This is a genomic window from Bradyrhizobium zhengyangense (assembly GCF_022012435.1).
Classification (GTDB): domain Bacteria; phylum Pseudomonadota; class Alphaproteobacteria; order Rhizobiales; family Xanthobacteraceae; genus Bradyrhizobium; species Bradyrhizobium zhengyangense.
In genome coordinates this window covers 671,991-693,107 of sequence record NZ_JAKLUA010000001.1, presented here as the reverse complement: position 1 = coordinate 693,107, position 21,117 = coordinate 671,991, and the positions used below count along the sequence as shown (strand labels likewise).

Here is a 21,117-nt window from a genome sequence, read left to right as displayed (position 1 = left end):
AAAAATAAATCGCCTCAAACAATAAACGTCAAACAACAAAATGGGAGTGAACATGGTAGGGCAGGTTGAGGGTAAGGTCGCACTGGTGACGGGTGGCGCCTCAGGTATTGGCGAGGCCATCGTCGAGCTGTTTGCCCGCGAAGGCGCAACTGTCGTCATCACCGACATCGATGAGTTGCACGGCCCTGAACTCGCTACGCGAGTGACAAAGGCCGGCGGCAAGGCGATCTTCCTGGAGCAGGACGTCACCAACGAAGAGCGCTGGATCGAGATCACAGCCGAGATCGCCAAGCGCTATGGCCGGCTTGATATCATGGTCTCAAACGCCGGCATCGGCATTGCCGTGCCGTCGATTACCGACATGACGCTCGCCGACTGGCGCAAGCAGAACGCGATCAACCTCGACGGCGTGTTTCTCTCGGTGAAGCATTGCCTGCCCTTGATGCGCAAGCATGGCGGCGGCTCGATCGTCATGATGTCCTCGCTCGCGGGTCTGCGCGGTGCGCCGGGCCTCTCGGCTTATTCGGCGACCAAGGGCGGTGTGCGGCTATTCGCCAAATCGATTGCGATGGAGTGCGCGGCGGCCGGTGACGGCATCCGCGTCAATTCGGTCCATCCCGGGATCATCGACACGCCAATCTGGGGCAAGATCCCGACTGGAGCGACCGGTGCCGGCCAGAATGCGCCGATCGATCCGGAGGAGCGCGCGAAGGTCGCGACCCCGCTCGGCCGCGCCGGACAGGCCGCGGAGATCGCCTCCGGCGTGCTGTATCTGGCGTCAGATGCCTCGCGCTACGTCACCGGCAGCGAGCTCGTGATTGATGGTGGCATGAATGCCGGCGGGGTGCCGCGGCGGGCGTGAGACGTGCAGGGCAGAGTGGCGGCTGCAGGGGCTGACGCGCAGGCGTGGGCCCTGTAAAACGCTGTCCTCTCCTGCCCGAAAGAGGTCTCCTTCGCCATGGCGCACAGCCTTCACGCCTCCTCACCAGCGCCCGTTCGCTCGAACCGGCCGGACCTCGCCACCGATGCGATCCGCACTGCGCGCGAGGATCTCGCCGCCTGCTTCCGTATGGCCGCGCGCAACGGTTTTGAGGAGGGCATCTGCAATCACTTCTCGGCCGTAGTGCCCGGCCATGACGACCTCTTTCTGGTCAATCCTTACGGCTACGCCTTCCGCGAGCTGACCGCTTCAAAGCTGCTGATCTGCGATTTCCACGGCCACGTGCTCGATGGCGACGGCGAGCCGGAGGCAACCGCGTTCTACATCCACGCCGAGATGCACAAGCGCCTGCCGCGCGCCAAGGTCGCCTTCCACACCCATATGCCCTACGCCACGGCACTGTCGATGACCGAGGGAGATCCCTTGATCTGGGCCGGCCAGACAGCGCTGAAATTCTACGGCCGCACGGCGGTTGATCGCGACTACAACGGACTCGCCCTCGACAACAGTGAAGGTGCGCGTATCGCGTCGGCGGTAGGCGATGCCGATATCGTCTTCATGAAGCATCACGGCGTGATGGTGCTGGCGCCGACGATCGCAGAAGCCTGGGACGATCTCTACTACCTCGAGCGCGCTGCGGAGGTGCAGGTGCTGGCGATGTCGACCGGGCGAAAGGTGCTGCCGGTCGATCCCGTGATCGCGGCCGCGACCTACAAGCAAATGCGAGAGGGCGATTCCGAATCTGCGCGCCTGCATCTGGCCGCGATCCGCCGCCAGCTCGACGCGGAAGAGCCGCAGTACCGGCACTGAGGTCGGCTACGATCCCTGCCGCAGCTTCGCCAGCACCTTCAGCCCGCCGTAACCATCGGCGGGTGCGATGCCGGCACGCTGCTGAAAATCCTTGATCGCCTTCATCGTGTCGTTGCCGACACGCCCGTCGGTGCCGCCGGTATCAAAGCCGGCCTTGGTGAGCCGCGTCTGCATCTCCTGAACTTCGGCAAGCGTCAGCACGCGCTCGGAGCCGGGGAAGGGTTGGATGAAGGGCGGCGCGCCGAGACAGCGGTCGCCGAGATGGCAGATCGCGAGCGCATAATTCATCGAGGGATTGTAGCTCTTCACCGCATAGAAGTTCGGTCCCAGCAGGAACGTCGGCCCGCCCGCAACCGGCGTCCACATCTGCGCGGACACATTCGGCTGCGGGAACGCCTGGCCGTCGGCGCGGGTGACCCCGGCTGCCTGCCAGGCTGCATAGGTGCGGCTGCCGCTCATTTCGCCAGGGGAGCGCACCTCGTAGCCCCAATGCTCGCCGCGGCGCCATTTGCCCCTATTGACAAGATATTTTGCCGTCGATCCCAGCGCGTCGTCGGGTTTGCCGAACGGTGAGACCTTGCCGTCGCCGTCATAGTCGATGCCGACATTGAGCCAGACCTCCGGCATCCATTGCGAATTCCCCATCGCGCCGGCCCAGGAGCCGCGCATCTCCTCGGGCGTGCTCCAGCCCTTGTCGACGATGCGCAGCGCATTGATCAGCTCGGCCTCCCAATAGGCCTTTCGCCGCGGCTCGTTCCAGGCAAGCGCGGCGAGCGAGGGAAACACAGGCGTCATGTGATTCTGCTGCACTAGCGGATCACCGTAAGCGGATTCCACGCCCCACAGCGCCAGCAATGTGCCGCGCTCGACGCCGAAATCTCGTTCGATGCGCGCGAACAGCGCTTCGTTGTTTTTCAGTGCGATCTTGCCGTTGATGATGCGCCAGTCGGAGACACGGCGGTTGATGTATTGCCAGACCTGCTCGTGAAACTCCGGCTGGTTGCGCATCTGCTTGAACACGCTCATATCAGGCTCGACCCGCGCCATCGCGCGCTGCCAGGTCGCGGCCGAAATGCCTTTCGCCATGGCGCGTGCACGAAAGCCTTCGCGCCATTCGTCGAAGCCTGGCGGCGACGCAAGCGCCTGCGTCGGCGAGGTGAGCACCGCCGCTGCGCCAAGCGTGGATTGAATCAGGGCGCGGCGGGTGATGCGATTGTCCGAGGAATCAGCTTGTTTCATGGGAGCATTGTAGCCGGAATCATGCAGCCGTGGGGCGGTTCCTGGAACAAGGAGCGTCTCATCCATCCCGCATGTTCCGTCAGGAACAAAGTGTCGCACGTCCGCATTCTCTTCAGACAACACTGAGGAGGACAAGATGCGGAAATATCTGTTTGCGGCGGCCATGGTTACGGCAATTGCGGCTCCGGCGTTCGCGGATGAGGTCGGCGTTCACGTCGGTCCTGTCGGCGCCGGCGTGACGGTCGGCGAGTCCCATGAGTATCGTGATCGCGATCGCGACCGTACCACCGTGATCAAGGAGCGCGAGCCCGCCGAGCGTAAGACGGTGATCAAGAAAGAAGACGAGTTCGGCAATCGCAGCAAGACCGTGATTCATCACGACGATTGACGAATTAGGGCCCCGGCCGATCGCCGGGGCCCGCCTTTTTCAACGAGATTTTGGGATGGGATGAAGATACACGCGCATGCGGAAAGCCATGTCGTCGAACTCGACGACGGATCGTGCTGGCAGATTTTTCCTGGCGATCTTGCGGCGACGCTGAGCTGGAAACCTGAAACCGAGCTGCACCTGGCGCCCAGCGGCGACCGGATAGATCTTCAAGGTGACGGCGCCGCGGGCGGCGATTTCGGCGGGTGCGATGGTGGCGGCGACGGAGGAGGCGGCGACTAGCCCCGCCTAGTCCTCTTGCAATTCCGTCGCGACGTTGGCGAGCCATCGGCGAATGCTTGCCTCCGCCTTGGCATCGAGGCCATTGGCCAGACGCTTCTCCAATCCAATCACACGCTCCCTGCAAGTCCTGAGGAGTGTCGATCCGCGCGGTGTCAGCGTCCATTGCTGGATGCGGCCATGCACGGGGTGCGGCGTCATCGCAATCGCGCCGTCGCGCTCGAGGTTGCGGATGATCACGCCCACGGTCTGCGGGGTCAGGAAGGTGAGGCGGGCGACGTCGGCTCCTGACAGGCCCGGATAGGCGTTCAGCATGGTCAACACGGCGAATTGCGGCGAGGTCACGCCGAGATCGGCCAATGTGCGTTCCATCTTCAGCCGGACGGCCGCGTGGGCTTGGCGCAGCAGATAGCCGAGATAACCCTGCTCGCCACGCTTGCCCTCGCCGGGAGCGGGTACGCGCACCGCAGCCTCCTCGCTCGATGCCCTTTGCTCCAATTTCGATTTCGTGATGCCGGTCGGCTTGCGCATAATATAAGAGCTCTTATAAGATGTAAGTAGTCTTACAATATCACGAGGTGAACCGCAATGTCGCACGCGCGCAGCGAATACGAGGATTTCAAACGGATCGCGCCCGATGCGTATGATCTGGTGTTGGCACTCGGTCAGGTGGCGGCCAAGGCCGGGCTCGACAAGCAACTGCTCGAGCTGGTCAAGCTGCGTGCCTCGCAGATCAACGGATGCGCCTTCTGCGTACAGCATCATGTTCTTCTCTCGGAACGGCTCGGGGTGCCCGCCGACAAGTTGCATCTCGTTGCGGTCTGGCGCGAGGCTCCGATCTACTCGGCACGCGAGCGTGCGGCACTGGCATGGGCCGAGGCACTGACTTTGCTGCCCGACCGCTTCGGCGACGAGGTCTATGACGAGGTGCGGCGCGAATTCTCCGAGACCGAGCTGATGTACCTGACGTCGGCAATTGCCTCGATCAATGTCTGGAACCGTTTCGGCGCGGCCTTCCGCTGGACGCCACCGAAGCGGCAGGTCGCCGCCAATGCAACGGCATCCTGATTAAGACGGGGGGAGATGATCATGACGGCTATGGATCTGGCGGCCGCGCCACGTCAATCGCGCTCGATGGCGCTCGCCGTCGTCGGCGGACTTGCTTGCGCATTCGCGATCGGCAAGGTGCTGCCGGTGACGATGGACACCGTGTCGGACGCGCTCGCACCGCTGTGCGCGACCGCTGCAGAAAGCTCGCCGCTCGATAAAGTCGAGCCGATCGGCTCCTACGCGCTGCCCAACGTTCCGGGCAAGCGCGTGACCATCGTCCGCGTGTTCTACGGCCCGGGCGGGTTTTCGCGGCCGCATCGCCACGCCGGCTCGGTGACCGCCTACATCACCAAGGGCGAGATCCGCTCCCAGCTTGGTGGCGGTCCGGTCGAGACGTTCGGTGTCGGCCAGTCCTTCTTCGAGCCGCCAGGCGCAACGCATCTGGTCTCCGCCAATGCCAGCACCACGGAGCCAGCCGAACTGATCGCCGTATTCGTGGCGGATGAGGGCGCGCAGCTCACGACGTATCTGGATTAGCTGGCCTGTCGCATCCCTTATGTCGCTTCGCTCGTCCGGGATGCGATCGACGTGGCCGGTCAGTTCTCTTCGCTGCTCGATCCCTCACGCGGATCAGGCTTGATGACATCTTCGGGCAGCGCGTGCGCGACCGGTTGCGGGGTGCCGGCGATCTCCGTGCCGATCTCGCGCCCCCGGGCGCGGATCAGGCGCTCGTAGGCCGAGACCAGCGTGACGTAGGGGCTGACCCAGATCCAGCCGTCGCGGGTGAACACCTGGACGTCGAAATGCAGGTGCATCGACGTGCCTGCGGGATGATCGAGATAGTTCGAGATCACGCCGATCTTCTCGCCCTCGGTGACGACGCGGCCATTGAGCACTCCGTCGGCATTCAACGCCTGCGGATTCATGTGCATGTAGCGAAAGCGGATGTGTTCGGTGCGGCTGTTGACTTCGAGCGTCGCAGCCTGGTCCTTGGAGGCCCGGATCACCATGGCGTCGCGCACGGCAACGACGCCGCGTTGCTTGGGATCGCAGGGCTCGCGGGCATCACCGGTCGAGGGGCAGTCGGCGGCGCGGATGTCCTCGCCCTGGTGGCCGAAGCCGCCGCCGCATTGCCAGACCTCGAAGCTGCGGGACTCGCAGAAATTGTCGCGCCAGGGATAGGCGGTCGGGCCGTCATCCTTGTCGCGCTTGGCGTAGGATTGCGAATGCACGAAGGCCGGCGCCTTCTCGAGCGGGAAGCGGATCTGCGCATAGGCCATCGCATCGGGATGGCCGCCCTGTTTGCGATAGCCGGTGTTCGGGATGATGTCGCCGCTGGGCCGGTAGCCGAAATCTGCCGAACGCGCGGCCGGACGATCGATCACATATGAGGCGACGTCCATCAGCGGCCGCATGCGTTGACCGCCTGCGACATGCAGCGCCTTCAGGAAGCGCTCGGCGACCGGGTAGGCCTCCTTGCACGCGAGCCGCCGTGGTTTTGCGACGCTGTCCAGGCACTGGATCGACACCACATAGGCCACGCCAAACCGCGTGAACGCATAGCGCACATAGCCTTCGCGGATGAACTTGCGCAGATCCGGATAGATCGAGGCGAGCGGCTTGACTGGCTCGCCCTTGCCGCCGGCGGGATCGGCGATGTCGTAGACGAGGGCCGATCCCGTGATCTGAATTTCGACCGGCTTTGCGAACACGCGGGTCGGCATGCCGTCGCCGGCGCCGGGCTCGAGTGAGAACGTTGCGCTGTAACCGGCAGGGCCGGCGTCGAACATGTCGACGGGATTGAAATCGGCCTGGTAGCGCGAGAGCGCTGATGTGGTGGGAGGACCGTTGCGTTGCGCCTCCCGATAGGCGGCAGCATCGAACGGCAGCAGCACGGGAACCGAGCTGCGGGCAATGCCTACGAAGAATTGCGAAGAGACCGCGTTGAGCTGCACCAGCGCCGGCATTCCGCGTGGATCAAACCGCGGGACGGAACGGCGGGGCACGAAGATGAAATCGCCTGCGATCTGTGGGCGGCTATTGATCTCGGTGCGGAGCTGGTCCAGCGCTGCGCGCCAATCGACGCGCAGGGCTGTGAGGGAAGGGCTGCGGATCTCGTCCGCAGCGACGGGCGAGGCGGTGAGGAGTGCGAGCGACGCCAGGAGCAGCGAGACGAAGCGGAAACTCTTCCCAACCACTGTCTCGCCCCCCGGCGGCACTTGCCCTGATCCTCGATCCCTTGGCTCAGTCCTTGGCCTAGTCCTTGGCACGCTCGGAGTAGGAGCCGTCTTCGGTCATCACGACGATGCGGGTGCCGACCGAGATGTGCGGCGGCACGGTGGTGCGGATGCCGTTGGACAGCACCGCCGGCTTGTAGGACGACGAGGCGGTCTGGCCCTTGGTCACCGGCTCGGTGTCGACCACTTCCAACGTCACGCGCTGCGGCAGCGCGAGCGAGACCACGTTGACGTCGTGGGTCGACAGCTTGACGGTCATGTCCGGTTGAAGATACGCGGCCGCGTCGCCGACGACGTCCTTGGAGACCTGGACCTGATCGTAGGTCTCGGGGTTCATGAAGTGGAAGCCGTCGCCATCTTCATACAGGAACGTGAAGTTGCGCTCTTCGATGGTGGCCTTTTCGACCTGGTCGGTGGTCTTGTAACGCTCGGAGATCTTTACCCCGTCCGAGATTCGGCGCATTTCGATCTGACTGACCGGCGTGCCCTTGCCAGGATGGATGTTCTCGGCGCTCACGACGACATAGAGCTTGCCGTCTTGCTCGATCACGTTGCCCTTGCGAATAGAACTGGCGATGACTCTCAAAGCTATATTTCCTGCTTGCTTGGCCCGGCTCAGGCCAGGACGTGGTCAAATCGATGGGGGACTTGGGGCCTCAAATCAGACCTCGGCGCCCGTTTCGGGCCGCAACATACTGATTTTGCCGTTGGATGCCAGCACTTTGCTGCCCCAGGGGACGGTCGGGTAATGGCTGGGGACAAGCCGATATCGCCGTTCTGGACCCCCTCACGGCACCTCGACCGGCGGCCCTTCCTCCAGGCCAGGGCGGCCATTACCGGGGCTGTCAGGGGCTTTTTCACCGAGCAGGGCTTTGTCGAGGTCGAAACCTCCGTTCTCCAGGTCTCCCCGGGCAACGAGACGCATCTGCATGCCCCCCGGACTGAGATCGTCCGGCCCGATGGCACCCGGGCCAGCAGATATTTGCGGACTTCGCCCGAATTCGCCTGCAAGAAGCTGCTGGCAGCCGGCGAGGAGCGGATTTTCGAGTTCGCCCGGGTTTTCCGTGACCGCGAGCGCGGCGATCTGCATCTTCCCGAATTCACCATGCTGGAATGGTACCGGGCGGGGGCCCCTTATGATGCCATCATGGCCGATACGGTCGTTGTCATCGCTCACGCCGCACAGGCGACCGGAATCGGGACCTTCGCCTTCCGGAACCGGACCGCCGACCCCTTCGCGGAGCCGGAGCTGCTGACCGTTGCCGGCGCGTTCGAGCGCTTCGCTGGGGTCGACCTGCTGTCGACAATCTCGGGCACCAGCGGTAAGCGGTCCGCGCTCGCCGCGGCGGCCGCTGGCAAGGTCCGGGTCGCCGAGGACGACACCTGGTCGGACATCTTCAGCAAGGTCCTGGTCGAACATGTCGAGCCGCATCTGGGGCAGGGGCGTTTGACCATTCTGTTCGAATACCCATCTCCCGAGGCGGCGCTGGCGCGGGTGAAGACAGACGACCCACGGGTCGCAGAACGGTTCGAGGTCTACGCCTGCGGCGTCGAGCTCGCCAACGGCTTTGGCGAATTGACCGACGCCGAAGAACAGCGCAAGCGCTTCGCGGAGTCCATGGCGGAGAAGCAGCGCCGCTACGGCGAGGCCTATCCGCTGGACGAGGATTTTCTGGCCGCGGTTGCTACAATGCCAGAAGCCAGCGGCGTCGCGCTCGGCTTCGACCGGCTGGTGATGCTGGCAAGCGGTGCAACACGGATTGATCAGGTGGTGTGGACACCGCCTGCGGATGAGAGATGACGAAGACCAATATTGCACGAACATTGCGCGAGCCGTCCGAGCTCGTGGCTGCGGACCTTGCTCCTGCCACTGCGCTACCCGCGCTGGAACGCGTTGCCGCCCGTTATGCGGTCGCGATCACGCCGGCGCTGGTCGAGCTGATCGACAGCTCCGATCCCGATGACCCGATCGCGCGCCAGTTCGTTCCGACCGCCGCGGAGCTTGAGATGCAGCCGGGCGAGAATGCCGATCCGATCGGCGATCACCCGCATTCGCCCGTATCAGGCATCGTGCACCGTTATCCCGATCGCGTGCTGTTCAAGCTCGTCCATGTCTGCGCGGTCTATTGCCGCTTCTGCTTTCGCCGCGAGATGGTCGGTCCCGGCAAGGAAAACGCGCTCTCGGACAGCGCCTATCGCGCCGCGATCGACTACATCCGTGCGCACAGCGAGATCTGGGAGGTGATCCTGACCGGCGGCGACCCCCTGATGCTGTCGCCGCGTCGCATGAGCGAGATCATGGCCGATCTCGCTGCAATCGATCACGTCAAGGTCATCCGCCTTCACACCCGCGTGCCCGTGGCCGACCCCGCGCGTGTCAGCGAGGACATGGTCGCAGCGCTCAAGGTCGAGGGTGCGACCACCTGGGTCGCGCTGCATGCCAACCATGCACGCGAGCTCACCGATACGGCCCGCGAGGCCTGCGCACGGCTGGTCGATGCCGGGATTCCCATGGTGAGCCAGTCCGTGCTTTTGCGCGGCGTCAATGACAACATCGCCGCTTTGTCGGATTTGATGCGTGCTTTCGTCGAATGCCGGATCAAGCCCTATTACCTGCATCACGGCGATCTCGCGCCGGGCACCGTACATCTGCGCACCACGCTTGCGACCGGGCAGGATCTGATGCGGCAGTTGCGCGGGCGAGTGTCAGGCCTGTGCCAACCGGATTATGTCATCGACATTCCAGGAGGCGCCGGCAAGTCGCCGATCGGACCGAATTATGTGTTGGCGGCGCAAAATACCGCAGTCGATGCGGGTGATGCCGTAACGGAAACGCGCTATCGTATCGTCGACTATTGCGGCGACGTTCATCTTTATCCGCCTGAGACGTGAGCGGTCGGGGAACGCCGGTTTGAGGAATGGAGGAACGGATATGAAGAAGATCATGCTCGTAGCGTCGCTCGTGGTCTTGCTTGGTGGAGCGGCGGTCGCGCAGACCGGCACCAAGGGATCATCGTCGTCAGGCGGCGCCACGTCGGGGACGCTGCCTTCCGCGCCCGTCGGTCATCGTCAGCCGCGTGCCGGCGACGTGCCAAGCGAGAAGAATCTGAACGATCCGAACAATCCCGTGAACAAGGAAGACGCTCTGCTCGACAAGAAAATCAAGAGCATCTGCCGCGGCTGCTAATAGCAAGAGCGGGCAGGGCGCGAACAGCATCGCCCCGCCCGCTTTTTGCCCTGATTACGCGGAGCGCTCGTGCAGTCCGGCGCGCGCGGTGTTGCGGCGGATTTCGACTGCATCAGCGAGCTGCTCGAGCACGGTAGCCGTAGTCGCCCAATCAATGCACCCGTCGGTGATGCTCTGGCCGTACACGAGCGGCTTGCCTGGTACCACATCCTGACGGCCCGCGACGAGATTGCTCTCGATCATCACGCCCATGATACGATTCTCGCCTCCGGAGATCTGTCCGGCAATGTCGGCCATGACCAGCGGCTGGTTTTCCGGCTTCTTGCTCGAATTGGCGTGGCTGGCATCCACCATCACCAATGGCGCGACGCCGGATTTTGAAAGCTCGTTGCAGGCCGCCGCGACGCTTGCCGGGTCGTAGTTCGGCTTGGCTCCGCCGCGCAGGATGATGTGGCAGTCCTCGTTGCCCGCGGTCGAGGCGATCGCGGAACGGCCGAGCTTCGTCACCGCCATAAAGTGATGCGGATGCGAGGCCGACTTCACCGCGTCCGCGGCGATCCGCACGTTGCCGTCGGTGCCGTTCTTGAAGCCGACCGGGCAGGACAGCCCCGAAGCGAGTTCGCGATGGATCTGGCTCTCGGTGGTGCGTGCGCCGATCGCGGCCCACGAGACGAGGTCGGCGATGTACTGCGGCGTCGTCATGTCGAGGAATTCGGCCCCGGCGGGCAGGCCGAGATTGTTGATGGCGGAGAGCACGTTGCGCGCGAGCCGCAGGCCCTTGTTGATGTCGAAGCTGCCATCGAGATCCGGGTCGTTGATCAGGCCCTTCCAGCCCACGGTGGTGCGCGGCTTCTCGAAATAGACCCGCATCACGATCTCGAGCTGGTCGGCGAGGTCCTCGCGCAAAGCGGCGAGACGCTCGGCGTACTCAAGCGCGGCCTTGGGATCGTGCACCGAGCAGGGGCCGACGACGACCAGCAGCCGGTCGTCATGGCCGTTGAGGATGGCGTGAATGGCGTTGCGAGCCGCCATTACCACACGGGTTGCCGTGAGGGTGCGCGGGACTTCCCGCATCACGTCCTCAGGCGTACTCAGCTCTTTCAGTTCGCGGATACGAAGATCGTCGGTCGTGCTCAGCACGGCGGGCTCCTGCTTGTTTCGAGAACCTGCCGGCCAATAAAAAAGCCGCCAGGTCTGGCGGCTGTTCGGACTTTTGCTTCAATAACTTAGATTGAGCGCGATCCTCCTGCCGCCAGCAAGCTGTCGTAGCTAAAGTACCAAAAAAAGCTGGTGGCGACGGTGATCATGGTTGGTCATATAGCGTGCCGCCAGCGGGTTGTCACCCCCCATCGGCGCACGCGTGCGCGATGTGCCTCAACTGTTGCTTTTGCGCGCCGCCAGCGCCATGCCGATCAGGGTGGCGCCGCCGAACAAAAGGTTGATGCCGACGAGCACGCCGATGGCCCATTGCGATGAGCTCGGCAGGCCCGTGATCACCATGAACGCGATCGCGATGTCGACAAGGCCCGAGATCAGCAGCCACGACCAGCGGCCGCTCAGCTCGCGGCGATGCTCCAGCGCGTACATGATGGTGGTGACGCCCTCGGCGAGGAAATAGGCGCCGAGTACGATGGTCAGCGTCAGCACGGCTTGCATCGGGCGCGCCAGCAGCAGCATGCCGGCGAGGACGGCGAGGGCCGCCGAGATCAACGACCACCAGAAGCCCGGCGTCGCGCGCGCCCAATAGGTCACGATTAATCCGCCGATGCCGCTGATGAGGAACATCCAGCCGAGGAAGATCGTGATGGCGAGGCTCGCGAGCGGCGGCAGGATCAGCGCGGCAATGCCGAGGACGGCGAGCAAAATGCCTTCGAACAGAAAAGCCTTCCAATGCGCCTTCACCGCCTGACTCATCGCGGATTGCAGCCGTGAATATTCCTCAGGCGATGTCATTGGCAAGCTCCAGATCGAAAGATGCGCGCTTAATCTAGTACGCGCACACCGCGCTTGCCATGCGGTGGATCAACCGCCGCCGTGCGCTGACGAAAAACCGTTGCCAGTTGTGCGGATGCGGTTGCGGCCGAGCACGTAGATCGCGGTCGTAACGACCAACAACGCAAGTCCCAGCAGAATCGAGACGAAGCCGATCGGGATCAGGGCTAGCGTCAAATTGCGCTCGGGGTTGATGAGCCAGTGGTGGATCGAGGTCAGCACGAAGGCGAGGCCAAGGAAGCCGACGCCGCCGCCGGCGAGCCACAGCGCCCACATCCGGCGTAGCTGGCTGAGACGTTCCCGCGCGATATCGGTGCGGGGCGCATGATGGCGGGCGACGCGCCGCACCAGTCGCATGGCGAATGCAATCGAGCTGAAGCCGACCAGCAGGCTCGCGCCGCCGAGCCACATTCGCAAGTTAGGATCGAGGTCCGGCATGCGCTGGAGCGTGAGCAGCGGGAAGTCGAACGCCGAATGCAGTGCCAGCGGGCCGGCGAAGATCAGCAGGCGGCTGGAGAGGCGGGCCCAGTCGCGGTGATGGCGGTTCGCGCCTAGCGCCGTGCCGGCGCGCGCGATCGTCAGATACGCGCCGGCGATGATGCCGAGCGCGCCGTGGAACGGCACGGTGAGCACGCTGCGTAGCGCCGCTAGTGATCGCCACATCTCGGCATGTTGCACCAGATAAGCGAGGTTTTCGTAGGCTGCGAAGCCGAGCCCGACAGCGGCGCCGTAGACCACGGTATCCATGGGATTGGCGAAGGTCCGCCGCTTGGTCGAGGACACCAGCACGATCGCGATCACCTTCACGGCCTCCTCGGGCAGCGCGACGCCGAAGACCGAGTGCATGGCGAGCGCCGCCCAGGGATTATCGGGCGCGGCAACCATCTTGGCGAAGGGAGCCCGGGCGAGGCCGAGAAGCGAAATGCTGGCTGCGCCGAGCAGGAATGCCGTCCAGACCTGAGCGGGCGGTCCGGGACGTTCCTCGGCGGCAATCACAAGCCACAGCATCAGCAGTGCCGGGGCGATGGCGGCCGTTCCGATGACGGTGGGTAAAGCTTCAATCAGGTACATCGGCGTCGAAATAGGTTCCCTTGGCCGGCTTATCCACTCGCAGCAGTGCGACCATCTGTCATGCGCCGGCTGTCAGGTCGCTTAACAAGCTCGACAGCTGGCGTTCATCCGGACCCCTACGTGTAGAATACCAGCGCGATCAATTGCATGCCACGACCGCCCTGCCGTGGTAACAAGTCCCGCGTCTGCCCTTGGACCGGAATTGCTAAGTTAGATCAAGATGGTGCGCCAGTTTCTTCGATTTACGATGCACGTCTGCGGGCAGCGAGTCCAGGGGTGGGGACGAACCTCCCCCGGACAACGCTCGGCCGACCTGAGGACCTAGTCACGCTTGGTTGGGCGTTGGCGCGGCGGTGACGCAATTCGGCGGGTTCGGATCTGCTCCAACTCCCAGAGGGCACGTACGAGGCACGTGCCAAGGCAGGAGACCAAAAGGAACAGCAGGAAGGCTTGGTCGACGGCTGGGATCTGCATCATGACAATCATTAAGCAATGCGCCTGCCATGGGTTCCCGTTCTCGCCTGTGCTGGGACGCATAGGCGGCAAGGCCCGCGCTTCCGACGCTCAATGCGTGGTGAATGGCAATGGGGCGTCGGGCGCAACATCGAAAGCGCCGAGACGGAATTCCCCGGCGATGCTCTCGTCCGGCTCGGATGCGTGTGCGAGCAGGGTGAATGCGGCTCGCGGGTATTGCTTCCAGATATCCAGATCGCCGGCCGTGATCGTCAACCAGCCGAACGTGTACATGTACCGTCCGGGCTCGGTGACCCGGCCGACCCGGTCCCAAGTAATCTTGTCAACCGTGATCCTGTCGACTGCCATCCGGTCCCCCGATCGCAAGTCTTCAAATGACGTCCGGCACGCCGGACCGTCAAAGGCTGATCCTGCATTGGGGCCGGGTTAGGGCAGCGATTGATGGGCAAGGATCGCAGGAGACTGAGCCCACGGCGTTAAGCTGGCTGCAGCACGGCCTGGCGAACGAGCAAACGGACGAGGTCGTCGCGCTCCTGCTTCTCGGCGAACTTCACCGCAAAGCCATTGTCGAACTTGCGGATGACGCGACCGACGCAGGCCCCGACGGCAAGCGGGGTTCCGATCGGCGGGTCGTATTCGCAGGAGATCGCGACGCCGGCGGTGGAGACGTCGATGATGAAACAGGAATGGCTGCTGCCGTCGGCGAGCGTCAGGATAGTGTGGGAGGCCTGCGGTACGAAACGCGCATCGCGCCGCAGCTCCTTGATGCTATCGTCCCTCTGCTTTTTCTCGAGCCAGGTCAGCTTTTCCGACATCCAGGCGCGACGCGCCCGCGTCATGTCGAGCTCCATCAGGAAGCCCGACTTGAGCGTCGCGCTGATGGTGCACTGGAATTCGCCGAAATCCTGGAAGTAGGAGGTCACGCGCTCGCCGATCTTGCCGACGACCGGCACGTCCACGATCATGCGGAACGGCGAGACGCGCTTGGTGCGGCAGGCGAAGTTTCGCAGCTTGCCCTCGCAATCGTACCAGCGATGCAGCGAATAGCTGCCGCTCACGCTCACTTCCACTGCTCGCTGCCTGAGGAATTCTGCGACGGACATAAGCGCCAGATTGTGTTTCGGATTGTTTCCGTAATTCCACGGTAGCAATCAAATTCTAAGCAAATGATACCGGAGCTCAGGAGCAGGGGTAAATTTCTGGTAAATGGGCGCGCCGATTGTGTGCCGGGGGTGGCGGCAAAACGTCCCGGTTATAGGGCGCGTGCATCACAACGGCGTCATCGCGACCGCTCAGGCCATTTTGGCCTCCCGCGGATCGGACGAGGTCTTCAAACAGTGCCGAGCAGCACCACCAGCAGCAGCGCACCGATGGCGATCACGAATTTGATGGTCGTAAAAGTCAGGCTGTCGACCCCGATCTCCCATCCGAGTCGTAGCCGTGCACGTCGCATCGCAAGCGATCCGAGCGCTTCGACCACGGAGAGCGCAAGGGCCATGCCGGCGATGTAGGTCCACGACTGCGACGGCGGCAGGAGCGGCGCAAGCCAGACGGGGGCGGAAGTTCGCAAGCACGCGAGCAGGGCGATCCATCCGATCCATGACGCGAACCCTTTGATGAGGTCGGGCCCAACCGTATCGGGCTCGAACCGGACGCCGACCGCCGCGAAGGCGCCTTCGATGCGCTCGTCGTCGGCCAAGAACAGAAACGCACCGAGATAGAGAGGAATGCGCGACATGCACAGAATGGCGATTGCGCCGAACAGGACGACATAGCCGAAGAGATCACCGAGGATGTCCAGGCCGCTCTTTTGTGCCGACATGGGTGCGGCGGCGGGCTGATGCTGGGGCGTCGATCTGGCGCGCGCCATGTGCTCCAGCATCTTGGCGCGCCGGTCCGGTGAATATGCTGCCGTGCGATGCATCCAGGTGGGGGGCGCGCTCGTCGTCGACGAGATGCCGGACTGGTCGTTCGTGGTGGATTTGGGCTGCTCCATGCGCCGAACCAGATCTTTCAGTCCGTGACGCCATCGCGGCGGGCGAGGCGGTTTCCTTCCGACATTGGTCGAAGGTGAGGGGCAGGGAGGTTCATGCCGGAACGCGATCTATCTATCGCCGGGCGGGGCAAAGCTGCCCGTCGACGTTCTAGCCGGGACCTCTTTCAAAGCCCTGATGCCAGACACATCCAGCAAGCCCTCGTCGACCATCTTCCTGTTGATCTCGCCCTCCAGTTGCGCTTGTGTACTGCGAGGTCTGGGGGACCATATTGATGCCTATTTTCACGGCCGCTGCGTTTTTTGCAGCAGCGTTTGATTTTGCAGTTGGTTTCAGTTCGAGCAGGCTCAACCGGGCCTTGCAATGGACATGACCGTAGCGTCCGGCTGCCTGTCGCCGCGAAAAGCGGGCATTCTCGATCACGCTGGGCGCGTCGCCACGGATCGCGTGGCGTGGCGCGAGAAAAACAGCTTTTTCCACCGCGAGGACGAGCGTTATCTCCGGTTTCTGATTCCGGCCGGGAGTCGCGTCGGCGATTTCGACCTGATCTTCGGCGCATCGAAGCTCAATCTGAAATCGGTGGATCTGCCGATCCGCTACGCAGCGCGCACCTATGGCGAGACCCGGATCTCGAGGTTTCGACACGGCTGGATGTTGCTGAAGATGGTGGCTTTCGCCTTCCTCAAGATCAAGGCGATCTAGGTCGCGGACAATGTCAGACGATTGCTGCTTCCCTGACGCCCGCCTGAGCGGGAGGATCAGAACCTTGCTGATCCTCATCGTCCCCGCATTGTATCTGGCGGCGACGTTGCTCTATTCGGCCTGGCAGGCGGTGTGGGGCGTCCAGGTCGATCCGGAGTCGGCCTACACCATGAACGGGCTCGTGGCCGCTGCCGGGTATGGCTCGCTGAAGTTCGATCATCCGGGAACGACCACGACACTTCTCGTCGAGCTGATCGTCAGAGGCTGGGCCTTGCTCGCCCGGGCCGACGATATCGTCGAATTCGGGCTCAAGCACTACGATGCGATCACCTATGCGGCGCGGACATGCGAGGCGCTGGTTCTCACCGGTGCGTTGCTGGCCGGTGGGCTGATCGTCGGCCGGACCACGCGCAGCGCCATTGCTGCGATGCTGTTTCAGGCCGGCGCGTTCGTCCATTCCGATGCGTTCCACTATCAGACGGTGCTCGCGCCCGAGAGCCTCATGGTCGCCATCGCCCTGTTCGGCATGGCGATCGTGGTCAAGGCGACGCTCGACGAGCATCCGCCGGAGACGCGCCTCGGTGTCGCGTCCGGATTGATTTTTGCGCTCGGGTTCGCGACCAAATATCTCTATCTCCCGCAGGCGCTGTTTGCCGTGTGCCTGCTCAGAAACCGGCGCGCTTTCGTCGCCGCCTTGATCACCGGGGCGATCGGCTTCGTTGCCTTCAGTCTGATCTTCAATCCGGGAACGATCACGCGCGGTTTCGGGTGGCTTGTGCAAATCGCGACTCACAAGGGCACTTACGGCGAAGGCGAGCCCGGCTTCATCGACTTCAAGACCTTCTGGTTCAACATGCGCGAGATCGCGGCATCGGCGCCATTCGTGACTGGCGTCTACGTTGCTGCCGCGGTGGTGGCGCTGGCGTCGTGGATCAAGAACCGGGCCTGGCGGGAGCCGGTCAACCTGTCACTCGGTGCCGCCGTGCTGATCTTTGCCGCCCATCTGGTGGCAACGTCGAAGCACTTTGCGCTGCACTACATGATGGCGTCCTGGGTTCTGACCGGTGGCGTGCTTGTCCTGGTCGTGGTGCAGATCAGACGTCTGCTCCCGGCCATCCCGTCGGCCGCGCTGAGCCTCGTTGCCGGCGGCCTGTGTGTTGCCATGGGTGCGACAACACTGATCGACGCGCGCGCTACGGCGCTGCAATCATCCGCCCTGAACGCGATCGGGGCCAGGCTCTCGAAGGCCGTGGTCACGGCCGGACCCGCCTGCGCCAACGTTTCCGGCATGTTCACGCGCGCGCCGGAGAACAACGACATGAACCACGGCTGGGACATGACGCTGCGGCCGTGGGGCGACCAGCCGATGCGGGAGCGGTTCTCCAAAGCCTATGCCGGAGCCTTCACGGTCCCGCTGCTGGACCACAACACCTACACCCACGTCCTGAAGAACGACTTTCGTCCCTACAGCTATGAAAGGCTGGCGGCTGACTATCCCTGCCTGATTGTCCGCTCGGCGGTGGAGCTCGATGCCGAGAATTCGATCGGGCTATTGGCCCTGAAGCCGGACCATTGCGTGATCGAGGGGATCCACGTCTATACGGTCGGGCTCGCCTGCGCCAAGGTGCAGGGCGAGTTCGCGGCCGGGCGGTGAGGGGGAAGCCTGGTTGCGTGGCGCTCCCTAGCGGAATCGAACCGCTCTCTCCACCGTGAAAGGGTGGCGTCCTAACCGATAGACGAAGGGAGCAAACGCAAGGCCACGCCGCAGATAGCGACAGGCCCGCTGGCCGGCCGAGTCGTGCCCGGCGGCTTGCAGCGGGCGAACGTATAGTGGCCTTTGCGGCCGTGGGCAAGCCGTTCCGGCAGGCTCTTTGGGCCCCGGTGGATAGCCGCCCCGGGCTCGTTCGGAACGTGATTGCAACGGTTTCTTAGGGTTCCCTGGGCTAGCGCTGAGGGCGGGAGATCTTTTAGCCGATGCCTCAGCCCAAGAAGCGCGCAGCCCGCAAGCTGCTGTCGCAGCACGCCTGGATCACGCTCGACGGCGGATTCGCGGCGCGGCATTGCCTGGTCCAGGACATCTCGGCCTCGGGGGCCAGGATCACGCTGGACGAGGATGCCAGCCAGCTTCCGGGCGTGATCCGGATGGCCTTCGCGCGGGATGCGCGGACCGGGCGGAGCTGCCAGGTGGTCTGGCGCCGCGGCAAGTCGGCGGGCATCAGGTTCCTCTGAACCGCCGCTGCGGCCGTCCGGATGGCGCCCGGTAGCCTGCCACGCTACAAGCGCCGCATGCGTACCCTTCTCATGCTCGTCCTGCTCGCGATGACCACCGCCGCCGCGGCCGAGACCCTGCGCCTTCCGCCCGCTGATCCATCGGCCAAGACCCTGCCGCTCAAGGGCACCGATGGGGCGGCGAAGGCCAACGCCTGCGCCGCCTATGGCCGGGGCTTCACCATGGTCGAGGGGACCTGCGTGAAGATCGGCGGGACGGTCAGCGTCGACACCGTGGTCAGGCACTGAGGCGGCGATGTCACCGGATCTGGTGCGGCTCGATCTTCTTGTTCCCGCGCTGATGTATTGCGCGCTGCTGTGGTGGGTCGGCCGCGGGCTCTCATGGCCCGCAAGGCTGGCGACGGTGGTGGTGACCCTGGCGCTGATCGCCATCGTCGTGCTGGTCGAGCGTGTCAGGCGTTAGGCCTTTCAAACCAAAACGCGAAAACAACCCCATGCACAGTAGGCGCCGGACGCGAGCCGTTTTGTGCGCCGACGGCAATTTTGCGCGCGCTCTCCGTAGCTTAAGCCGCGCCGGCGGCTCACGACATCGGCGGGGCCACATGCTCGGCAAACCCGGGCCGCTTGCCGAGCCCGGCGAGCCACCGCGTCAGGTTCGGCTGCGCCGGACGGGTGATGCCCTCGACCCCTAACCAGCGCCGCGCATAGGCGCCGATGGCGATGTCGGCGAGCGTGAACGCATCGCCCTCCATGAACGGCCGCGAGGCCAGATGGTGGTCCGCGATCGCCCAGACCTCGGCGGCGGCATCGGCATCCTTCTGCGCCTTGACCATGTCGCGCTCGGCCGGCGGCGTGCGCACGATGCCCCAGAACACGGGGCGGTCGACCGGCTGCACCATCGACAGCGTCCAGTCGAGCCAGCGGTCGACGCCGGCGCGTTTCTTCGGCGCCTCGGGATAGATTGGCGTGCCGCGTCCATGCGCCATGCAGAGATAGCGCATGATCGAATTGGACTCCCACAGCGCGAAGTCGCCCTCGACCAGCGTCGGCACCCGCGCATTCGGGTTCATGGCGAGATAGCCGGGCTCGCGGGTCTTGCCGTAAGCCATGCCGGCATCGATGCGCTGATAGGGCAGCTCGAGCTCGGCCAGGCACCACAGCACCTTCTGCACGTTGACCGAATTGGCGCGGCCCCAGATCGTCAGCTGTGTGTCCGGCATCGAGCGTCTCCCGCGATGTTTGATTTGCCGCGGGTGATAGCGGAATTTCGCGCGAGCAGCGACGGGCTTTGCCGCGCGCCTCTCATGCAAAAAGCTCCGCTCGGGGGAGCGAAGCTTTCCTTGCAGGCCAGCCGAATGCGCGACATCAGCAAAATGCGTTTGCGCTTGAGACAAACGCAAAATGCGTTTGCTCAGGAATCAATGGCCGAAGAACAGCCACAGCAGAATGATCACCGGGATAGGCACGCCCAGCATCCACAACAATAAACCGCGTCCCATTGTTTCCTCCTCCAATTGCATTGTCCTGGAGTGAACGCGGGGGAACGACGGTGGTTCCTGCCGATAGCGCCTACCAATGGCCGGTATTCGGCATCGACGCCCACGGCTCGGCCGGCGCCTTCGGCTCGCCCTTCTGCAGCAGCTCGATCGAGTGCAGATCGGGCGAGCGGACGAAGGCCATGTTGCCGTCGCGCGGCGGCCGGTTGATGGTGACGCCGGCCTTCTGCAGCTTCTCGCAGGTGGCGTAGATGTCGTCGACCTCATAGGCGAGATGGCCGAAGAAGCGGTCCTCGCCATACTTCTCCTCGTCCCAATTATAGGTGAGTTCGACCAGCGGCGCGCCGCGCGTTTGCGGCTGCTTCTTCAGCGCCTCGAGATCGTCCGACGAGCACAGGAACACGAGCGTGAACCGCCCCTTGTCGTTCTCGATCCGCCGCACCTCCTTCAGCCCCAGCGCATCCTGGTAAAACTTCAGCGCGACATCGAGATTGCGCACGCGCAGCATGGTGTGGAGATAACGCATGGTTGTTGCTCCCTTTGGGTCGGAGGGTTTTGCTTTGGGCCGGAACGGCGAGGGAGAGATAGCAGGAAATGGGGGGGAGGGGCAGGGGCGGGGGGCAGTGGCGGGGAAACGTGTATGTGATGAAGAGACTGACGGCACCAGCCATTGAAGTGAACTCTCCCCGCGGTGGAAAGTTGTGTTCTTTTCATGTGTCGTCAGAAAGCGGCGTAAGAGTTCTTTAGGTCAATGGACAAGTGGCGTAACGGGCAACTTGACGAAAAGCTCGCGAAGTTGATGGACGGTGAGTGGCAAACCGCGGCGCAAATCCAGCGCCTTGCTGGCGGTGATGCGATGGAGATCGGCAAATCGCTTGATCGCTTATGCGATAAAGGCCGTGTCGAACGGGAAATGACGGAGATCGCTACCGGTGGGCGCCGCAAAGCTGGGGGAGCTCGATTTCACCGCATCCGCTATCGGCGCATTGAACAGAAATAGCAGCAGTGTCCGGCTACGGTGACAGTTTG

General features: G+C 63.7%; 27 protein-coding genes, 1 tRNA gene and 1 pseudogene. 16 read left to right on the top strand and 13 right to left on the bottom strand.

What is annotated here, in order from left to right:
- Window positions 1–52 precede the first annotated feature (52 nt).
- A complete protein-coding gene (locus tag L6637_RS03380; RefSeq protein WP_237869175.1) occupies window positions 53–862 on the top strand; it encodes an SDR family NAD(P)-dependent oxidoreductase in 810 nt (269 codons plus the stop codon).
- Between the two features lie 96 nt (window positions 863–958).
- Window positions 959–1,750 carry an aldolase gene (locus L6637_RS03375; protein WP_237857965.1) on the top strand — a complete coding sequence of 264 codons (792 nt, stop codon included), beginning with the start codon at window positions 959–961 and terminating at the stop codon, window positions 1,748–1,750.
- A 6-nt stretch (window positions 1,751–1,756) separates the two neighbouring features.
- Here the strand turns inward: L6637_RS03375 and L6637_RS03370 are convergent, their stop codons facing one another.
- A complete protein-coding gene (locus tag L6637_RS03370; protein ID WP_237869173.1) occupies window positions 1,757–2,989 on the bottom strand; it encodes a lytic murein transglycosylase in 1,233 nt (410 codons plus the stop codon).
- Window positions 2,990–3,125: 136 nt separating this feature from the next.
- Here L6637_RS03370 and L6637_RS03365 point away from each other — a divergent pair, with 136 nt between their 5' ends.
- Window positions 3,126–3,377: a hypothetical protein gene (locus L6637_RS03365; RefSeq protein WP_237857962.1), complete on the top strand. Its 252-nt coding sequence runs from the start codon at window positions 3,126–3,128 to the stop codon at window positions 3,375–3,377.
- A gap of 60 nt (window positions 3,378–3,437) precedes the next feature.
- Window positions 3,438–3,659, top strand: coding sequence for a hypothetical protein (locus L6637_RS03360; RefSeq protein WP_237869171.1), 222 nt, complete (start codon window positions 3,438–3,440; stop codon window positions 3,657–3,659).
- 6 nt (window positions 3,660–3,665) lie between these two features.
- Here the strand turns inward: L6637_RS03360 and L6637_RS03355 are convergent, their stop codons facing one another.
- Window positions 3,666–4,187, bottom strand: a complete 522-nt coding sequence (locus L6637_RS03355; RefSeq protein ID WP_249798021.1) for a MarR family winged helix-turn-helix transcriptional regulator — start codon at window positions 4,185–4,187, stop codon at window positions 3,666–3,668.
- Window positions 4,188–4,244: 57 nt separating this feature from the next.
- On the opposite strand from L6637_RS03355, the gene L6637_RS03350 reads away from it, so the two are divergent.
- Both L6637_RS03350 and L6637_RS03345 read left to right on the top strand, forming a co-directional pair.
- Window positions 4,245–4,724 (top strand): carboxymuconolactone decarboxylase family protein, encoded by a 480-nt coding sequence (locus L6637_RS03350; RefSeq protein ID WP_237857959.1) that lies wholly within the window; start codon window positions 4,245–4,247, stop codon window positions 4,722–4,724.
- 21 nt (window positions 4,725–4,745) lie between these two features.
- Entirely contained in the window at window positions 4,746–5,243 is a 498-nt protein-coding gene (locus L6637_RS03345; protein WP_237869169.1) for a cupin domain-containing protein, read from the top strand.
- Between the two features lie 59 nt (window positions 5,244–5,302).
- Here L6637_RS03345 and L6637_RS03340 read toward each other — a convergent pair whose 3' ends face one another.
- Complete coding sequence (locus L6637_RS03340; RefSeq protein ID WP_237869167.1) at window positions 5,303–6,925, bottom strand: M23 family peptidase; 1,623 nt, start codon at window positions 6,923–6,925, stop codon at window positions 5,303–5,305.
- 37 nt (window positions 6,926–6,962) lie between these two features.
- Window positions 6,963–7,529, bottom strand: coding sequence for an elongation factor P (gene efp / locus L6637_RS03335; RefSeq protein WP_237857942.1), 567 nt, complete (start codon window positions 7,527–7,529; stop codon window positions 6,963–6,965).
- A 162-nt stretch (window positions 7,530–7,691) separates the two neighbouring features.
- Here efp and epmA point away from each other — a divergent pair, with 162 nt between their 5' ends.
- From epmA to L6637_RS03320, 3 genes are read left to right on the top strand one after another with little or no spacing between them, the layout of a single operon-like run.
- Window positions 7,692–8,744 carry an EF-P lysine aminoacylase EpmA gene (gene epmA / locus L6637_RS03330; RefSeq protein WP_237869166.1) on the top strand — a complete coding sequence of 351 codons (1,053 nt, stop codon included), beginning with the start codon at window positions 7,692–7,694 and terminating at the stop codon, window positions 8,742–8,744.
- The gene (locus L6637_RS03325; RefSeq protein WP_237869164.1) at window positions 8,741–9,835 is read left to right on the top strand and encodes a lysine-2,3-aminomutase-like protein; all 1,095 of its coding nucleotides are present in this window, start codon (window positions 8,741–8,743) and stop codon (window positions 9,833–9,835) included. The genes epmA and L6637_RS03325 overlap by 4 nt, the downstream gene beginning before the upstream one ends.
- A gap of 40 nt (window positions 9,836–9,875) precedes the next feature.
- Window positions 9,876–10,130, top strand: a complete 255-nt coding sequence (locus L6637_RS03320) for a hypothetical protein (protein ID WP_237869162.1) — start codon at window positions 9,876–9,878, stop codon at window positions 10,128–10,130.
- A 54-nt stretch (window positions 10,131–10,184) separates the two neighbouring features.
- Here L6637_RS03320 and L6637_RS03315 read toward each other — a convergent pair whose 3' ends face one another.
- From L6637_RS03315 to L6637_RS03290, 6 genes are all read right to left on the bottom strand, one after another.
- Window positions 10,185–11,270, bottom strand: coding sequence for a 3-deoxy-7-phosphoheptulonate synthase (locus tag L6637_RS03315; RefSeq protein ID WP_338076832.1), 1,086 nt, complete (start codon window positions 11,268–11,270; stop codon window positions 10,185–10,187).
- A gap of 234 nt (window positions 11,271–11,504) precedes the next feature.
- A complete protein-coding gene (locus L6637_RS03310; RefSeq protein ID WP_237857930.1) occupies window positions 11,505–12,083 on the bottom strand; it encodes an HdeD family acid-resistance protein in 579 nt (192 codons plus the stop codon).
- 69 nt (window positions 12,084–12,152) lie between these two features.
- The gene (locus L6637_RS03305; protein ID WP_237869161.1) at window positions 12,153–13,193 is read right to left on the bottom strand and encodes a PrsW family glutamic-type intramembrane protease; all 1,041 of its coding nucleotides are present in this window, start codon (window positions 13,191–13,193) and stop codon (window positions 12,153–12,155) included.
- Between the two features lie 564 nt (window positions 13,194–13,757).
- Window positions 13,758–14,015 (bottom strand): hypothetical protein, encoded by a 258-nt coding sequence (locus L6637_RS03300; RefSeq protein WP_237857926.1) that lies wholly within the window; start codon window positions 14,013–14,015, stop codon window positions 13,758–13,760.
- Window positions 14,016–14,143: 128 nt separating this feature from the next.
- A complete protein-coding gene (locus L6637_RS03295) occupies window positions 14,144–14,770 on the bottom strand; it encodes a PilZ domain-containing protein (RefSeq protein ID WP_237857918.1) in 627 nt (208 codons plus the stop codon).
- Window positions 14,771–14,997: 227 nt separating this feature from the next.
- The gene (locus L6637_RS03290; protein ID WP_237869160.1) at window positions 14,998–15,663 is read right to left on the bottom strand and encodes a hypothetical protein; all 666 of its coding nucleotides are present in this window, start codon (window positions 15,661–15,663) and stop codon (window positions 14,998–15,000) included.
- 529 nt (window positions 15,664–16,192) lie between these two features.
- Between L6637_RS03290 and L6637_RS03285 the strand changes: the two are divergent.
- Together L6637_RS03285 and L6637_RS03280 are read left to right on the top strand one after the other, a co-directional pair.
- A pseudogene (locus L6637_RS03285) lies at window positions 16,193–16,363 on the top strand (glycosyl transferase); the annotation flags it as partial.
- A gap of 64 nt (window positions 16,364–16,427) precedes the next feature.
- Window positions 16,428–18,017: a hypothetical protein gene (locus L6637_RS03280; protein ID WP_237869159.1), complete on the top strand. Its 1,590-nt coding sequence runs from the start codon at window positions 16,428–16,430 to the stop codon at window positions 18,015–18,017.
- Between the two features lie 18 nt (window positions 18,018–18,035).
- Here L6637_RS03280 and L6637_RS03275 read toward each other — a convergent pair.
- Window positions 18,036–18,110: transfer RNA gene (locus L6637_RS03275), tRNA-Glu, on the bottom strand.
- A gap of 227 nt (window positions 18,111–18,337) precedes the next feature.
- Between L6637_RS03275 and L6637_RS03270 the strand changes: the two genes are divergently transcribed.
- The 3 genes from L6637_RS03270 to L6637_RS03260 are packed head-to-tail and all read left to right on the top strand — an operon-like array spanning window position 18,338 to window position 19,055.
- Window positions 18,338–18,592, top strand: a complete 255-nt coding sequence (locus tag L6637_RS03270) for a PilZ domain-containing protein (RefSeq protein WP_128951962.1) — start codon at window positions 18,338–18,340, stop codon at window positions 18,590–18,592.
- 57 nt (window positions 18,593–18,649) lie between these two features.
- Window positions 18,650–18,880: a hypothetical protein gene (locus L6637_RS03265; protein WP_237869158.1), complete on the top strand. Its 231-nt coding sequence runs from the start codon at window positions 18,650–18,652 to the stop codon at window positions 18,878–18,880.
- 7 nt (window positions 18,881–18,887) lie between these two features.
- Entirely contained in the window at window positions 18,888–19,055 is a 168-nt protein-coding gene (locus L6637_RS03260; RefSeq protein ID WP_237869157.1) for a hypothetical protein, read from the top strand.
- A 118-nt stretch (window positions 19,056–19,173) separates the two neighbouring features.
- Here L6637_RS03260 and L6637_RS03255 read toward each other — a convergent pair whose 3' ends face one another.
- On the bottom strand, window positions 19,174–19,812 hold the full coding sequence (locus L6637_RS03255) for a glutathione S-transferase family protein (RefSeq protein WP_237869156.1): 639 nt from the start codon (window positions 19,810–19,812) through the stop codon (window positions 19,174–19,176).
- Between the two features lie 15 nt (window positions 19,813–19,827).
- On the opposite strand from L6637_RS03255, the gene L6637_RS03250 reads away from it, so the two are divergent.
- Complete coding sequence (locus L6637_RS03250) at window positions 19,828–20,079, top strand: hypothetical protein (protein ID WP_237869154.1); 252 nt, start codon at window positions 19,828–19,830, stop codon at window positions 20,077–20,079.
- Between the two features lie 82 nt (window positions 20,080–20,161).
- Here L6637_RS03250 and L6637_RS03245 read toward each other — a convergent pair whose 3' ends face one another.
- Window positions 20,162–20,614: a VOC family protein gene (locus tag L6637_RS03245; RefSeq protein ID WP_237857904.1), complete on the bottom strand. Its 453-nt coding sequence runs from the start codon at window positions 20,612–20,614 to the stop codon at window positions 20,162–20,164.
- A 225-nt stretch (window positions 20,615–20,839) separates the two neighbouring features.
- On the opposite strand from L6637_RS03245, the gene L6637_RS03240 reads away from it, so the two are divergent.
- A complete protein-coding gene (locus tag L6637_RS03240; protein ID WP_237869153.1) occupies window positions 20,840–21,088 on the top strand; it encodes a hypothetical protein in 249 nt (82 codons plus the stop codon).
- The last annotated feature ends 29 nt before the right edge of the window (window positions 21,089–21,117 follow it).